Here is a 14,095-nt window from a genome sequence, read left to right as displayed (position 1 = left end):
CGGGTGCCATCATGCACAAACAGATCTACGTGAACCTCGCGGTCGATAACGTCGAACGCTCGAAGGCCTTTTTTACCGCGCTCGGCTTCAGTGTCGAGCCGCGCTTTAGCAACGACCAGGCGGTGTCTCTGATCCTCGGCGAAAACATCTACGCGATGCTGCTCGTCAAGGACATGTTCAAGGGTTTCACGCCGAAGCCGCTCGCCGATGCGAAAGAGAGCACCGAAGTGCTCGTGTGTCTGTCGTGCGAGAGCCGCGAGGAAGTGGACTCGCTGGTCGCGAAGGCACTCGCCGCCGGGGGTGCCGCGCCGCGCCCGCCGCAGGACCACGGCTTTATGTACGGGCACGCGTTCGAGGATCTCGACGGCCATATCTGGGAGCTCGCGTACATGGACCCGAACGCGCAGCCCGTCGCCAGCTAAGGTCCAGCGCATGACGACCGAGGCCACCCATCGTGCGATCGCGGCTGTCTGGCGGATCGAATCCGCGAAGGTCATCGCTCACGTCGCGCGAATCGTGCGTGACGTCGGGCTCGCGGAAGAGCTCGCGCAAGACGCGCTGGTGGCCGCGCTCGAGCATTGGCCCGAGGCCGGCGTCCCCGACAACCCCGGAGCATGGCTGATGACGACCGCGAAAAACCGCGCGCTCGACCGCCTGCGCCAGGAAGCGCTGCATGCGCGCAAGCGCGAGCAGCTTGGGCACGATCTCGATGCGATCGAAGCGCACGTGGTGCCGGATTTCGTCGATGCCCTCGATGCCGCGCGTGCCGACGACATCGGCGACGACCTGCTGCGGCTGATTTTCACCGCATGCCATCCGGTGCTGTCGACCGATGCGCGCGTCGCGCTGACGCTGCGTCTGCTAGGCGGGCTGGCCACCGATGAAATCGCGCGCGCGTTTCTCGTGCCCGAGTCGACCATCGCGCAGCGGATCGTGCGCGCGAAGCGCACGCTGTCGGCGGCGCGCGTGCCGTTCGAAGTGCCGCAGGCGGACGCGCGCGCGCCGCGCCTCGCGTCGGTGTTGCAGGTGATCTATCTGATTTTCAACGAAGGCTATTCGGCGACGGCCGGCGACGACTGGATGCGCCCCGCGCTGTGCGAGGAAGCGCTGCGGCTCGGGCGCGTGCTGGCCGGACTCGCGCCCGGCGAAAGCGAAGTGCTCGGTCTGGTCGCGCTGATGGAGATTCAGGCGTCGCGCACGCACGCGCGCATCGACGCTCGAGGGCGCCCCGTCCTATTGCTCGATCAGGATCGCAGCCGCTGGGATCCGCTGCTGATTCGCCGTGGACTGGCCGCACTGGAGAGCGCGCATGCGCTCGGTGGCGCGAGCGGTCCCTACGCGCTGCAAGCGGCGCTCGCCGCGTGTCATGCGCGCGCCCATCGCGCAGAAGATACCGACTGGGCGCAGATCGTCGCGCTATACGATGCGCTCGCGCAAGTCGCACCGTCGCCGGTGGTCGAGTTGAACCGCGCGGTCGCGGTCGGAATGGCGTTCGGGCCCGCCGCGGCTCTGGAGATCGTCGATGCGCTTGCCGCCGATGCGGCGCTCGCGACTTATCACTGGCTACCGAGCGTGCGTGGCGATCTGCTGGTCAAGCTCGGACGCATCGATGAAGCGCGCGTCGAGTTCGAGCGCGCCGCGGCGATGACGCGCAATACGCGCGAGCGGGTGTTGTTGCTGGAGCGCGCCCGGGGGCTCGCGCATTGAGCGTTGGGTCGGCGTCGGCCGCGCCGAGCGTATCAACAAAGGCGTGCGACCTGTGTGTCGTAGCGAGCAGCGCAACAAGCGGCGCCACGAGCAGCGCGTTAGCGAATCAACTGCCGCACCCCCAGCGCGATGATCAATCCGCCGCACACCCGATCGATCCACGCCTTGCCGCGCCGATACGCGGACGCGATCCGCGCATGCGACAGCGTCAGCGCAACGAACCCGTACCAGCTGCTCGCGACGACGAACACCATGCCGAGCATCGCCGCGAACGTGCCGGTGCTCACGTGCGCGGGCGCCGCCGATGAGAACACCGCCGCGAAAAACGCCATCGATTTGGGATTCGCGATATTGGTCGCGAAGCCCTGCGCGAACGCCTGGCGAAATCCGCCCGACGGCGCTTTAGCAAGGACCACCTGCCGCGCCGCTGACGCGTTGAAGATCAACCGGCCGCCGAACCACAGCAGATAGCACGCGCCCACGATTCTGACCACGAGCGCGAGCCACGGAAAGGCGGCGAACACAATGCCGACGCCGAGAATCGCGCAGCTCGCCCAGAACAGATTGACGAGCACGATGCCGGCGACCATCGCGAGCGCTTCGATGCGCGTCGCGGACGCCGCCTTGTGCGCGACTGCGACGAAGTTCGGGCCCGGGCTCACCACGCCCGCGATATACACGGAGAACACGCCGAGAACGGCGGAGCCATCGATCACAACACACTCCTTGGCTTGAAACGGGAAGCGCCGGGATAACGGCGAATGCAGCGAAAGCGACGATCGCGCGACAGCCCCGCGTTCATAGTCCGAAAAACGCCGCGCCCGCGGTCAGCACACCACCCGCCGCGACGACGTATGCCAGATTGCGCATCCAGTTCTTGCGCGTGAGCAGCGTGATCGCGCACAGCGCAATCGCCACCTGAATCAGCAGCGTCGCTTGCGCCCAGCGATGATGGCCGTGCAGCAGCGCTTCGCTGCGCGTATCGGCGGCGACTACGTCCTTCTCGATCGCTTCGGCGTTTGCGCGGATCGGCTCTTTCTCGTGCGTGTATTTTTCGACGTCGGCGGCGAATTTCGCGTGCGCATCGCTATTGGGCGGCGCCAGCGCCGCGCCGAGTTCGGCGAGGTTTTGCTTTTCGCCCTTCGCCTGATAGTAGGCCCACTGGTTCGCCGCTTCGGTCTTCTTGATCGCCGCTTCGTTCTTGTAGAACAGCGCGAGGTTTTCGCTATTGCCGCTCTGGTACGCGCACAGCGCGCCGATCGTCGCGAGGATCGCCGTCATCACAGCCATGCGGCTCGCGAACGGATCCGCGTCGTGATGCGCGGCGTGACCGGCGTGTTCGACCGCATGATCGTGCAGACCGTGCACTTCATATTCTTCAGACATCAGATTCTCCGAGGCGATGCTTTCTTGTCGTCACCGGGCGCGGCGGGAGCCCCGGCGGCCTCAATCTTAACGTGCCGCATGCGGCGGCAGATCGCGGGATGCGTGATTGCGCGAGGCTAGTCGATGCGAATCACGACGCGTCCGCGCGTGCCAGCCGCCACCGCGTCGTAGGCCTCACGCGCACGAGCCAGCGCAAACTCCTGCGCTATCGCCGGCGCGCTCAGCTTGCCGTTGTCGAAGCCTTCGACGAGCGCGGTCATCAGCGGCGCCGAGTCCGCCACGCCGAGCTTCGCGCTGTCGACGCCGAGCAGTTGCGTTTCGTTGTGATAGAAGTCGATCAGATCGAACTCGACGCGGCGTTTGCCGGTGCCGCTGATTTCGAGCACGCGGCCGCGCCGTTTCGCGACACTCAACGCGGTCTCGAATGCGACGCCGCCCACCGTGTCGTAGACGACTTCTGCGCCCGCACCGCCGGTCAGCTCGCGCAGGCGTTCGCTCGCGTGTTCGTCGAACGGCACGTAGTCGTCGATCAGACGCGCTGCTGGCGTCGCCGGATCCAGCGGGCGGCGGTCCACCGCGATCACGCGCGCGCCGCGCGCTTTGGCGATCTGCACGACCGCGCCGCCGACACCGCCGCCCGCGCCGAGCACCGCAATCGTTTCGCCCGCGCGCAATTGCGCATAGTCGACGGTGCCCAGCCATGCGACCACGAAGTTCACGCCGATCGCCGATGCCGCGGCGTGACTCAGTGCGGCGGGCTTGCGCGACAGCGCGCCGAGCGGCAGCTGGATGTATTCGGCATGCGTGCCGTCGCGCGTGAAACCGATGTCGCCGCCGGTGCCCCACACTTCGGCGCCGAGCCATGCTTGCGGACCGGCGGTGACGACGCCGCTGAAATCGCGGCCCGGCGTGCGCGGCAGCACCGTGTGCGCGAAATGGCCAGAGACGTTTTTGACGTCGCTCGGATTGACGGAGGCCGCCTTCACGCGGACGACCGCATGCTCCGCGTCGGCTTGCGGCGTCGGCAGGTCGACGTATTCCAGCACGTCGGGGCTGCCGAAAGATTTGAACTGGATTGCTTTCATCGTGGGTCGCTCCGTGGGTGGACCGCGTCGTATGCGGATAGCGCTAAGTCTAGATGACCGGCGAGAAAGCGTCAGCGGATCGTGGGCGACGGGTCGCGGGTTCAGGGAGCCTACCGGTGATGCCCCATCACCATCAGCAGCAGCGATAACGTGAGCACCGAACCGACCGTCGACAGCAATATCGTGCGCGACGTGATGTGCGCCTCGCGCTCATAGAACTCGGCGAGCATGAAAGGACCGGTGCCGGTCGGCAGTGCGGCGAGCACGACCGCCATTTCGACCAGCGCCGGCGCGAGGCCGAAAACGCGCGCGGCGAGCCACCAGGCCAGCGCCGGCTGCACGACCAGCTTGACGCCGGTCAGCAGCAGCGAGATACCGCCCGCGCTGCGCACGCCGTTGGTTCCGGCTTCGGTGGGCCGCTTTTCCGCAAGGAACAAGCCGAGGCTCACGAGCGCGCACGGACTGGCGGCGCCGGCCAGCAGCTTCAGGAACGTTTCCGCGCTGGCGGGCAACGTGACGTGCAGACTCGCGACAGCCGCGCCCGCGAGCGGCGACACGATCAGCGGATTGCGCGCGAGCGAGCGCAGCACCTTGAAGACGAGCTTGTGCGGGCTGCGCTCGGTTTGCAGGCCGATTTCGATCAGCACGATCGCGAGCGCGAACAGCACGCACGCGACGAGAATCGTCGCGATCGTCGTCGGCGTCAGGCTCGCCTGACCGAACGCAATTACGCCCAGCGGAAAGCCGATGTAGCCGGTGTTCGGATACGACGCGGCGATCGCGTCAACGCTTGCATCGGCGAGATGCCGGCCGTTGAACAGGCGCCACGCGAGGATCAGCGCGAAGACGGCCGCGCATGCGATCGAAAACGTCGCGACGAACGCCGGCTGATAGAGCTGATGCCAGGTCGCGTGCGCCGTCGTGTCGAACAACAGCGCTGGCAGTGCGAGCCACACCACGAAACGATTGAGTTCGGACGCGGCATTCGGTCCGAGCACGCCCCGCCGACGGCACGCGAAGCCCGCGAAAATAAGGCCGAAAACGGGAAGCAGGATTTCGAGGGTGGCTAACATCGGTGCGAGCGGTGTGAAAGCGGCGGGCGAAAAAGCAGTGTGCGCAAAGCTTGCGAAAGCGGCTGCTGAAGGAGCCGGAACGCGGCGAAACGGCCGAGCCGCCAGCGTAGTGAATTGGGTTGATACAATCCAATACTGTTTGGAGGCTTCAACAATACCTTTTTTGCATCGTTGCTTCCTGGAGGCGCCGTGATCGATGTCAAACCGCTGCGCTACTTCGTGACGCTGGCCGAGACGCGTCACTTTGGCCGGGCGGCCGCGCGGCTCAATCTGTCGCAGCCGCCGTTGAGCCGGCAGCTCGCCGCGCTCGAGGCGAACCTGGGCGTCACGCTGATCGAGCGTAGCCCACGCAGCGTCACGCTGACCGCGGCCGGCGAACGTTTCTACGCGGATGCGAAGGCGATCCTCGCGGCGGTCGAACAGGCGGTGAGTAACGCGCGGGCCGCCGCGCACGGCGACGCAGGCAAGCTCGCGATCGGCTTCACGATGTGCTCCGCGTACAGCGTCGTGCCCGGCTATGCGCGGGCCTTCGGTGCCGTCTATCCGGAGGTGGAACTGAAACTGCGCGAGGTCGTATCGAACGATCTGACCGAACAACTGCTCGCCGGGCACATCGACGCGGCGATCATGTTCCCGGCCGTGACCGACAAGGCGCTCGCGACGCGCACGGTGCTGAGCGAGCCGTTGTGTGTCGCGCTATCGCGCGGCCATCCGCGCGCTCGGGCGCGCCGGCTGAAAATCGCGCAGTTGGCCGGCGAGCCGTTCGTGCTCGCATCGGAGCAAGTCGCGCCGAGCCTGCGCGCGACGATCATCGAGCATTGCCGCGTGGGCGGCTTCGAGCCCGACATCCGTTTCGAGGTGCAATTGCAGCAGACGGTACTGAGTCTCGTCGATGAAGGCGTGGGCGTCGCGCTGGTGCCTTCGTCGATGCGCAAGGCGCAGCTTGCGGGCGTGGTGTTCCGGCCGCTAGTGGATGCGCCGCTGATCCAGCAGGTGTTGGCGTGGTCGCCGGCGAACCGGAATCCCTGTTTGAAGAGGTTTTTGGAGTTGGCGTGACAACAACCACAGCGCCATTCAAAGGCTGACAGATGAACCCGCGACGACTGCATCGTCATCGGGATAACGCAGCGCGTCTCGCTTGATAAGTCTGCGAATCCAGAATGTCCATAACGTGAGAACCGCATATACGCCATAGCGCAACAGCGTGGACGCGAGCAGCGCTCGCGGTTGGTCCGGCCAGTGCCAGACGATCGCGCAGCGCAGGATGTTCTCGGCAATCATGCCCAAGCCCCACACGAGCGTCATCAGCCGGACATACGCGGCAAGCGTCGGGCGTTCTCGCCAATGCCGCTCGAAACTTTCGGCGCTGCGATGATCCTCGCGCGACATCGTCGAGCGTGCCAGATAAAACACCCATGGCCTGTGCAACGCGAGCGACACGAGGAACGAGATGCCGATCAGGCCGGAGACCATCGGATCGTCGATCGATTGCAAATGCGTGCTGCCGCCGATAGACCGAGCCACGAGCGAAAGCACGATGCCGGTAAGCACGAGCGCGCTGAGCGCGTCGAAATGGCAATAGCGCAGTAGATCCCAACTCATCCAGGCGATCAGCGGCAGCGCCGACGCGGCGAGCGCGCCGGACTGTCCCCAGTGCGCAAACGTGAGCCGGTAGACGAGCCACGGCAGCGCGACATTGATGAGCAACGCACTGAGGTAGCGCAGACGGGATCTCATCGGCAGCGCGATGGCGAAGGTGGCAAAAAGAACTGTGCCGCACGGGCTGTCAACGGGGCGCAGGTGGTGCCGGCGCGCTCGTGCCAACGTGTTTGGCCAGTGTAGGCGAAGCGTTGTTCGCATGCGATGGTTGGCGGCGCGCAGCGACTTGCTGGCGGGATTGCGCGCGCCTCGGGCGCGAGCCGCCGGCGCTACGCGATGTCAGCGTGAGCGCGCCGCATCGGGGATATCGGTGCCCCGCGCATTGCAGCGAATACGTCGTTTTATGCCACCGCCCTGCGCCGCGCGATCAATTCCGCCAGCTTTTCCACCTGCTGCCCGTGCGCATCGAAATTGCCCGCGTCGAGCCACTGCGTATAGCACTCGCGCAGCGCCGGCCATTCGCCGTCGATGATTGAAAACCAGGCGGTATCGCGATTGCGCTCGCGATACACGATCGCCTGGCGGAAGATGCCCTCGAACGTAAAGCCGTAACGCAACGCCGCGTTGCGCGACGGCTCGTTCAGCGAATCGCATTTCCATTCGAAACGCCGATAACCGAGTTTGTCGAATACCTCGCTCATCAGCAGGAACATCGCATCGGTCGCGATGCGCGTGCGCTTCAGACGCGGCGAATACGTGACGTGACCGACTTCGATCACGCCGTTCGCCGGATCGATGCGCATCAGCGCGAGCGTGCCGACCGGCTTGCCGGTCGCGAGGTCGATCACCGCGTAGTGCAGCGGGTCCTTCGACGCGGCCATGCGCGTCAGGTGCTCGCGATACGCGCCAGCACTATCGAACGGGCCGACCGCGAGATAGGTCCAGTCGCGGTCGTCGGCGGCCGAGCCATACGCGTCGAACAGATCCGCCGCGTGGCGCTCGACGTCGACCGGCTCGATCCGGCAATAACGGCCCGCCAGCGGCTCGCGGCCGGGCGCTTTGGCACCCCGCCAGTCAGGCACGGGCGCGCCGATCGGCTGGCCATACACGTTACGTCTTTGTTCCATGTCTGTTCTCCAGTGTCATACGCTTTAGCGCAGTCGGTTGATACAGGCCGATGCGGCGGGATGCCGACGGTTGTCGATGGCAGAACGATACGGCAAGCGTGGTATGTTCCAAAGAGCCACGACAAGCCTGATCGATAGGTCCAGAAAATATGATCGAAATCATCGGGGCCCTCGTCCATGCGGACGACGCCGCCGCAGCAAACGGCGCCGCGCGGCCCGCGCCACTGCAAAAGCAGTTGCTCGAGCGCCTGCAGCAGGCGATTCTCGCGGGCCGTTTGCCCGCGGGCTCGCTGCTGCCGTCGTCGCGGCTGCTCGCGGCGGAGATGGGCGTGTCGCGCAACACGGTCGTGATCGCTTACGAGCATCTGGCCGCGGTCGGTTATGTGATCGCCGATCGCCAGGGTACGCGCGTGAGTCCGCTATCGAGCCCGGCGGCGCGCGGCGAGCCGGCGGCGGCGTGCGCCGCGACCGAAATCGTGTACGCGGCGCGCGTCGGCCAGTTCGCCGCGGCGCAGGCCACCGTCGACAACGCCTACGCGCTGACTCCCGGCACGCCCGCGCTCGACCGCTTTCCGCTCGCCGCGTGGCGGCGCGCGCTCGAACGGGCGATGCAGCGTGCGTGGCCGCAGGCGCTCGGCTATGGCACGCCGGCCGGCGAGCCTGCATTGCGCGACGCGATCGCCGCGCATCTGCGGATGGCGCGCGGCGTGCGCTGCGACGGCTCGCAGGTGGTGATCACCGAGGGCGCGCAGGAGGCGCTAAACCTGTGCGTGCGGCTGTTCACGAATCCGGGCGATATCGCATGGGTCGAGGATCCCGGCTATCGCGGCGCGAAGGCCGCGTTCAACGCGGGCGATCTGCGCACGCTGGCGGTGCCGGTCGACACCGAGGGCATCGCCGTGCCGGACGACGCGTGGCGCACGCATCCACCGAGGCTGGTTTATACGTCGCCCGCGCATCAGTATCCGACCGGTGCGGTCTTGTCGGTGGCGCGACGGCTCGCGCTGATCGCGCAGGCGCGGCGCTGTGGCGCTTGGTTGATCGAAGACGATTACGACGGCGAAGTGCGCCACACCGGCGAGCCGATTGCGAGCATGCAGGGGCTCGTCGACGATGCGCCGGTGCTGTACGTCGGCTCGTTCAGCAAAACGATGTTTCCGGCGCTGCGCATCGGCTTTGTAGTGCTGCCGCGCGCGATCGCCGCGTCTACCGCTGTTGCGTTGCAAGAGATGCTGCGCGGTGGTCATCGGCTGGAGCAAGTGGCGCTCGCGCATTTCATCGAAAGTGGCGAGTTCGGGCGGCACCTGGGGCGCATGCGGCGGCTGTACCGCGAACGCCAGCAGACGCTGCGCGATGCGCTGTCCCGGCATTTTCCGGAGGCGCGGATCGTCGGCGGTGATTGCGGGATGCATTTGACACTGCTGTTGCCATCGACAATCGTCGACCGGACGCTCGCCGAGCGCGCGCAGGCGCTGGGGCTCAATCCGCGAGCGCTGTCGGGGTTTGCGCTGGGCGCGTCGCAGCAAACCAACGGGCTCGTGATCGGGTATGGCAATACGGCGGCGGAACGGTTGGCGCCCGCAGTGAAGCTCTTGGCAGAGTTGGCGCGGGACATTGCCGGGATGAGTGACTTTTGCCGTACGGTTACTTGACTATCGATCGGAGCGATGCGTCGCTTTGCGCGGTTGGTGCGGACCCGAGGGGTGATCGTCGGCGACGTCTCCAGGAACGTCGGAATCAAAATCGGCGGATCGGGCAGTGCAGTGACCGTGCAGGGCCTGGGCATTCGTGCCGAAATCTTCTTGTGAACGAAAACCTTGGGGTGAGGGGGCGCCTGGGAAGGCGCCCGATGCGGCGGGGAACGAAATAGCTGCTCTTCGCGAGAACGTTCCGACGGATGAGCGGTTAGGGGGAAGCGGCGGGCGGTTGTCGACCCGCTTCTGCCGTTCGACCCTGCGCTACCTCAACGGCAGTGTTCAGGGGGTGCGACCGTCATTTATGCCTTCAAGTCACACCGCAGGTCAACGTAAGAACGGGTATCGCCGTTCAAGCCCGTTGCAGACTGAATTCCGTTAGTGCGCTCGCCAGAATGTTCACGGCCTGCTCTGTAACGGCGTTGTAAAGAGACGCCCGCAAACCGCCAATTGAACGGTGGCCTTCCAGTCCAACGATGCCCCGCTCACGAGCCGCCTCGATAAACGCATCGTCGAGCCGCGAATCGCCAAATGTAAAAGCCACGTTCATCTGCGAACGCCAGCGACGATCCGCGTGAATCGTCACGCCCCCCTCCAATGCGTCTAGCGTGTCGTACAGCCGCAGCGCCTTTCTTTCATTGATGCTTTTCATCGCGTGCAGACCGCCTATATCGAAGCGCAACCAGCGCGTAATCAACGTCAGCACATAGATCGCGAACACGGGCGGCGTGTTGTAATTGGAACCATGCGTCACGTGGGTGCGAAAGTCGAGGATTGCCGGCAATCCGTCAGGGATACGGTCAAGCAGCGAACGCTTGACTACCGCCACCGTCACCCCAGCTGGACCGAGATTCTTCTGGGCATGGGCATAGATCATCGAGTATGCGTCTGGTCGAATCGGCTTCGACAGAAAATCGGACGACATGTCCGCAATCAGCGGCACCTGCGTAGCCTCTTCGCAAACCGGAAATTGCAAACCTTCCACGGTCTCATTCGACACGTAGTGCAAGTAGGCAGCGGAGCTGGAAATGTCCAGTTCGTTGAAAGCGGGCAATTGACGGTAGCCAGTCGCGTGGCCGTCCCACGCAACTTTTCTCCTGGTCACCTTGGCCGCCTCCGATGTCGCCCGGCCGCTCCAGTAGCCCGACGTTACGTATTCGGGCGGCGCGAACCCTTCCCCGGCAAAATTCATCGGTACCATCGCGAACTGCAAACTACTGCCTCCCTGCTGGAAGGTAATGGCGTAGTCGTCGGAAATGCCGAGCAGAGCACGCAAATTCAATTCGGCTTCGTCCAGTATCGAACGGAACCAGTCTGAACGATGGCTCATGCCGAGTACGGAGATGCCCGTTTCCGGCAAAGCGTCGATCGCGACGCGCGTCTGCTCCAACACCGTTTCGGGGAGCGCTCCGGGACCACCGGAGAAATTCAGTGCATTGGACTTCACTACGCCTCCAAGGGCAGCCGTTGATTGATCATGCGTGCGCAGCCGCGCGGCGCAACATTTCATGGAAGGCGTCAGCGATCCGCCGAATTTGTGGAATCTTGTAAGGAAAGACGTTTGGGTCGTCCATGTCGTGCACGACCATGCCCGTCGCGATCTCGAATATGAGCAGGCGCCCATCGCTCGTTTCGGCGCAATCGAATCCCACGTAGTCGAGACCGGTCAATTCGGCGACGTTGTGAAGCGCGTCGCGGTGACGCACCACAAATTCGGTGTCAAAGCCCGCCATCAGGCGCGCTTCTTCTTCTCTCCGATCGGGATGGGCCAACATCTCCGCATAAGGGTAGTGAACCATCCATTCTTTCGAGATGCCCATATGGCACACGAATGGCTTTCCCTCGATCATCACGATCCGGTATTTGCGAAACAGGCCGTCGGCGCTGCTGTAGTCGATGAAGGGCGCCATGTAGTATTCCGTCGCAGCCGACTCAGCCAGGTAACGGCCGAGCTCCTGTTTATCGGATACTTTTGCCAACCCTTGTCCGGCGTGCGATCCTATTGGCCGGATGATGAACGGATAGTTTCTGTCCAGCACATCGGATAAATTGAATGCACCCAAGGCCGCTTCGCTGACCTGCTCGCGGGACAACCGCACCGTGTGGGCCATACAGATACCAGGGGCAGCGCCCAGCAGAGCATAGGCGGCGTCGCGCATTGTCTTCGCAACGTGTTCGGCCCGGTTTAGCACGCGGCAGGCCGTCCCGCTGGTCAGTAACGTAATTTGGGCAAGAACACCGGCGGTTTCATCCGACGCACATGCCGCCACGAAAATAACGTCGTGCTCGGGCAAGTCTGAGTCCCCCAGAGGCCGCGCATCGGCATACAGGACTTCTATCTGCAGGTCGGCGTTTTCAAGCAGGCATTCAAAGGGCGTGTTCGCCATCAGATCGCCCGGAGCCTTGAGTACCAGCACCTTCAAGGGAGACTGGGTCGTCTGGGCACTCTTTAACCGATAACGCCTGGTTATTTGAAACGCTTGCTGTTGGACCGCGAGAGCAGCCTCTTTCTGGTATTTCAATTGGAGCACGAGCGACAGGTCGAGCAGAGCGTATGGGTCGTCATGACGCTTTACGTGCTCAAGCAGCATTTCGCCCAGCGGCGTCAGATCGTTTCCAGCGGTCGCTGCACGGAGCAACGTAGCCAGTCCGAGTGGCTGATGCATCCATGGATGGCCGGCATCACCCGTTAATTGAGTTAGAACAGTATTCATGAATGGCACGTTTCAGTGGAGTGAAACCCCCGGACGCGAAAGAATGCGTTTGCCGGTGTTGGTTTTAATGAAGCCCATCCAGGTCATTCACGGTGACCGTGAGCCGGGATGCGGGCACCCACCGGTGTTTCGCCGATGTAACCGACCTCTTCGTCGAACCATCCTTGTGGCATCGGCTCGCCAGTCGTTGCTTCACGCTCCGGGGGAATTGCAGCAGCACTCGACTTGTTGACTACGAGGGACAACCTGGCCGAGCTGGCGCGTCGATTTGCAACTGACATGTATCTCTTCCTTCGATAAAAACAGCAGCCTTGTAATCCGCAACGTGTCTGGCAAGCTGAATTGATTCTATGGCGCAACCCATGATACGGGCCCGAAGCTTAGCCAAAACGAGGGAACAAAGAGGCAATTGGCCCTCTGTTCAGAGGTCTGTGAGGCGACGACTGGTCAGCGGCAACTGTTTTCCATCCTCGAACTCCAGCATCGCTCGCGCCCCGCGGTGTGGATCGCGCAGGTCGGAGTGCGGCCGGCGAATACTGAACGAGCCGGTGGATCTTCGGCTTTCCGGGGGACTTCCCGTACGGTCCAAACAGTTGTGAAGGGCGACCGCGCGTCGGGGATTTTCAGAGCGCAAAAGTCCGTTGCCAAGGCTGAGCCGACGTTAAAATGCCCGCTCGGGAGCTCGAATGAACGACCGAAACCGGGCCGAACTCAGCCCGATGATGACCGGCTCAGATCGACCCACTTGCGCCGTTCGAGGTACTATCGCGCCAACGGCAGCTTTCAAAGATGCTACGGCCGTTGAGGCGGTGGTATCGGCCGCAGAATACGCGGCCTTATGAGCGCGTCCCACCATTTGTTTCGCCCGGCGCCACGCCGAACCTCTGCCCGTGCTGTCGTGCGTAGTTGGTCCACAGTGGATGCTTAGGTTTAGAGGCGTGGTTTGGCTCAACCTCCGCAGGAACCGGATCTGCGGCGACCGCCCGCGCGCATCGACGGCGCAAAGCCTCTTGCTCCCGGAGGGGAACGGCGAAGGGTTTCTTCGGATGCACAGGCGACAAAATGGCGAAAGTTGCTTGGGTCGTCCCTTAACGCTTTGCTCCCTCCGACATGAATGGGCCAGCTTTGACGTTTGGGCCGGATTTTCTAACTCGAGGGCTGCCGCTTAGCATTCGCACCAGTTACGGATCGTTTCGTACCTGATCACGATGCCACGCTCGAGCAACAACTCCTCGATGTAGCGCAGAACCGGACGTACCAGCGAACCGCGCAGCTTATGACGATAGCAGGAAATCGGCGGCCGCGATAAAGCGATTTCGTCTTGTTCATCGCTTCACTCTACCGCTCCGTCTCCGGCAACTTGCAGTGCCCTCTCGACCTCGCTTTGCAAGAACCTTTGCGTGCGCGAAATAACCGCAATCGCGCAACATCGATCCGATAAAACGTCCGTAGAGATATTAACGAGCGCCTGACGCAGCAGGCGCTCGCGCTTTTTTCTACGTCACATGCAGCTTACGTTGCCATTGGTGACCGTGCACGACTGGTTGGCGCCCGCCTTGTACGAAGACAGACCAAGCCATTGGAACGTGTCGCTGACGCCGGCAGGAATATCTGCCTTGATGTACGACGACGCTGCGTTTACATCGCCCCCGTTATAGGCAACGGTTGCCGGATACGGGAATACCGGGCGGCTCTTCACTACAGTCTTGT

At 63.7% G+C, this 14,095-nt stretch carries 13 protein-coding genes and 1 pseudogene; 4 read left to right on the top strand and 10 right to left on the bottom strand.

The features are described 5' to 3' along the window. The first annotated feature begins 11 nt into the window (after nt 1–11). On the top strand, nt 12–422 hold the full coding sequence (locus VGH68_RS08405) for a VOC family protein (protein ID WP_331603117.1): 411 nt from the start codon (nt 12–14) through the stop codon (nt 420–422). 10 nt (nt 423–432) lie between these two features. Further along, nucleotides 433–1,707 (top strand): RNA polymerase sigma factor, encoded by a 1,275-nt coding sequence (locus tag VGH68_RS08400; protein WP_331603116.1) that lies wholly within the window; start codon nt 433–435, stop codon nt 1,705–1,707. Nucleotides 1,708–1,805: 98 nt separating this feature from the next. On the opposite strand, the gene VGH68_RS08395 is transcribed toward VGH68_RS08400, so the two are convergent. From VGH68_RS08395 to VGH68_RS08380, 4 genes are all read right to left on the bottom strand, one after another. Next, the gene (locus VGH68_RS08395) at nt 1,806–2,423 is read right to left on the bottom strand and encodes a LysE family translocator (RefSeq protein ID WP_331603115.1); all 618 of its coding nucleotides are present in this window, start codon (nt 2,421–2,423) and stop codon (nt 1,806–1,808) included. Between the two features lie 82 nt (nt 2,424–2,505). After that, nucleotides 2,506–3,093 (bottom strand): DUF4337 domain-containing protein, encoded by a 588-nt coding sequence (locus tag VGH68_RS08390; protein WP_331603114.1) that lies wholly within the window; start codon nt 3,091–3,093, stop codon nt 2,506–2,508. Nucleotides 3,094–3,209: 116 nt separating this feature from the next. Then, on the bottom strand, nt 3,210–4,178 hold the full coding sequence (locus VGH68_RS08385; RefSeq protein WP_331603113.1) for a zinc-binding alcohol dehydrogenase family protein: 969 nt from the start codon (nt 4,176–4,178) through the stop codon (nt 3,210–3,212). 110 nt (nt 4,179–4,288) lie between these two features. Then, the gene (locus VGH68_RS08380; RefSeq protein WP_331603112.1) at nt 4,289–5,251 is read right to left on the bottom strand and encodes an AEC family transporter; all 963 of its coding nucleotides are present in this window, start codon (nt 5,249–5,251) and stop codon (nt 4,289–4,291) included. Nucleotides 5,252–5,440: 189 nt separating this feature from the next. Here VGH68_RS08380 and VGH68_RS08375 point away from each other — a divergent pair, with 189 nt between their 5' ends. Further along, a complete protein-coding gene (locus VGH68_RS08375) occupies nt 5,441–6,307 on the top strand; it encodes a LysR family transcriptional regulator (RefSeq protein WP_331603111.1) in 867 nt (288 codons plus the stop codon). A gap of 18 nt (nt 6,308–6,325) precedes the next feature. Here the strand turns inward: VGH68_RS08375 and VGH68_RS08370 are convergent, their stop codons facing one another. Together VGH68_RS08370 and VGH68_RS08365 are read right to left on the bottom strand one after the other, a co-directional pair. Next, entirely contained in the window at nt 6,326–6,988 is a 663-nt protein-coding gene (locus VGH68_RS08370; RefSeq protein ID WP_331603110.1) for a VC0807 family protein, read from the bottom strand. A 263-nt stretch (nt 6,989–7,251) separates the two neighbouring features. Further along, a complete protein-coding gene (locus tag VGH68_RS08365) occupies nt 7,252–7,977 on the bottom strand; it encodes a GNAT family protein (protein ID WP_331603109.1) in 726 nt (241 codons plus the stop codon). 149 nt (nt 7,978–8,126) lie between these two features. Between VGH68_RS08365 and VGH68_RS08360 the strand changes: the two genes are divergently transcribed. Then, complete coding sequence (locus VGH68_RS08360) at nt 8,127–9,629, top strand: PLP-dependent aminotransferase family protein (protein ID WP_331603108.1); 1,503 nt, start codon at nt 8,127–8,129, stop codon at nt 9,627–9,629. Between the two features lie 394 nt (nt 9,630–10,023). On the opposite strand, the gene serC is transcribed toward VGH68_RS08360, so the two are convergent. From serC to VGH68_RS08340, 4 genes and pseudogenes are all read right to left on the bottom strand, one after another. Further along, nucleotides 10,024–11,118 (bottom strand): 3-phosphoserine/phosphohydroxythreonine transaminase, encoded by a 1,095-nt coding sequence (serC, locus tag VGH68_RS08355; protein ID WP_331603107.1) that lies wholly within the window; start codon nt 11,116–11,118, stop codon nt 10,024–10,026. Nucleotides 11,119–11,146: 28 nt separating this feature from the next. Beyond that, on the bottom strand, nt 11,147–12,385 hold the full coding sequence (locus VGH68_RS08350) for a RimK family alpha-L-glutamate ligase (protein ID WP_331603106.1): 1,239 nt from the start codon (nt 12,383–12,385) through the stop codon (nt 11,147–11,149). Between the two features lie 1,171 nt (nt 12,386–13,556). Then, nucleotides 13,557–13,714: pseudogene (locus VGH68_RS08345) on the bottom strand (IS6 family transposase); the annotation flags it as partial. Between the two features lie 172 nt (nt 13,715–13,886). Then, nucleotides 13,887–14,095 (bottom strand): hypothetical protein (locus tag VGH68_RS08340; protein ID WP_331603105.1); only part of this gene is annotated, 209 nt, incomplete at its 5' end.

Origin of the sequence: Paraburkholderia sp., assembly GCF_036488505.1 — a bacterium.
Classification (GTDB): Bacteria; Pseudomonadota; Gammaproteobacteria; order Burkholderiales; family Burkholderiaceae; genus Paraburkholderia.
Note: the sequence above shows the minus strand (reverse complement) of the source record. Positions and strands in the feature narration are given on the sequence as shown.

Bases quoted from the DNA above. Each gene is read 5' to 3' on its own strand.
- VGH68_RS08405 (WP_331603117.1), top strand. From the start codon at position 12: ATGCACAAACAGATCTACGTGAACCTCGCGGTCGATAACGTCGAACGC.
- VGH68_RS08400 (WP_331603116.1), top strand. From the start codon at position 433: ATGACGACCGAGGCCACCCATCGTGCGATCGCGGCTGTCTGGCGGATC.
- VGH68_RS08390 (WP_331603114.1), bottom strand. From the start codon at position 3,093: ATGTCTGAAGAATATGAAGTGCACGGTCTGCACGATCATGCGGTCGAA.
- VGH68_RS08385 (WP_331603113.1), bottom strand. From the start codon at position 4,178: ATGAAAGCAATCCAGTTCAAATCTTTCGGCAGCCCCGACGTGCTGGAA.
- VGH68_RS08380 (WP_331603112.1), bottom strand. From the start codon at position 5,251: ATGTTAGCCACCCTCGAAATCCTGCTTCCCGTTTTCGGCCTTATTTTC.
- VGH68_RS08370 (WP_331603110.1), bottom strand. From the start codon at position 6,988: ATGAGATCCCGTCTGCGCTACCTCAGTGCGTTGCTCATCAATGTCGCG.
- VGH68_RS08365 (WP_331603109.1), bottom strand. From the start codon at position 7,977: ATGGAACAAAGACGTAACGTGTATGGCCAGCCGATCGGCGCGCCCGTG.
- VGH68_RS08360 (WP_331603108.1), top strand. From the start codon at position 8,127: ATGATCGAAATCATCGGGGCCCTCGTCCATGCGGACGACGCCGCCGCA.
- VGH68_RS08350 (WP_331603106.1), bottom strand. From the start codon at position 12,385: ATGAATACTGTTCTAACTCAATTAACGGGTGATGCCGGCCATCCATGG.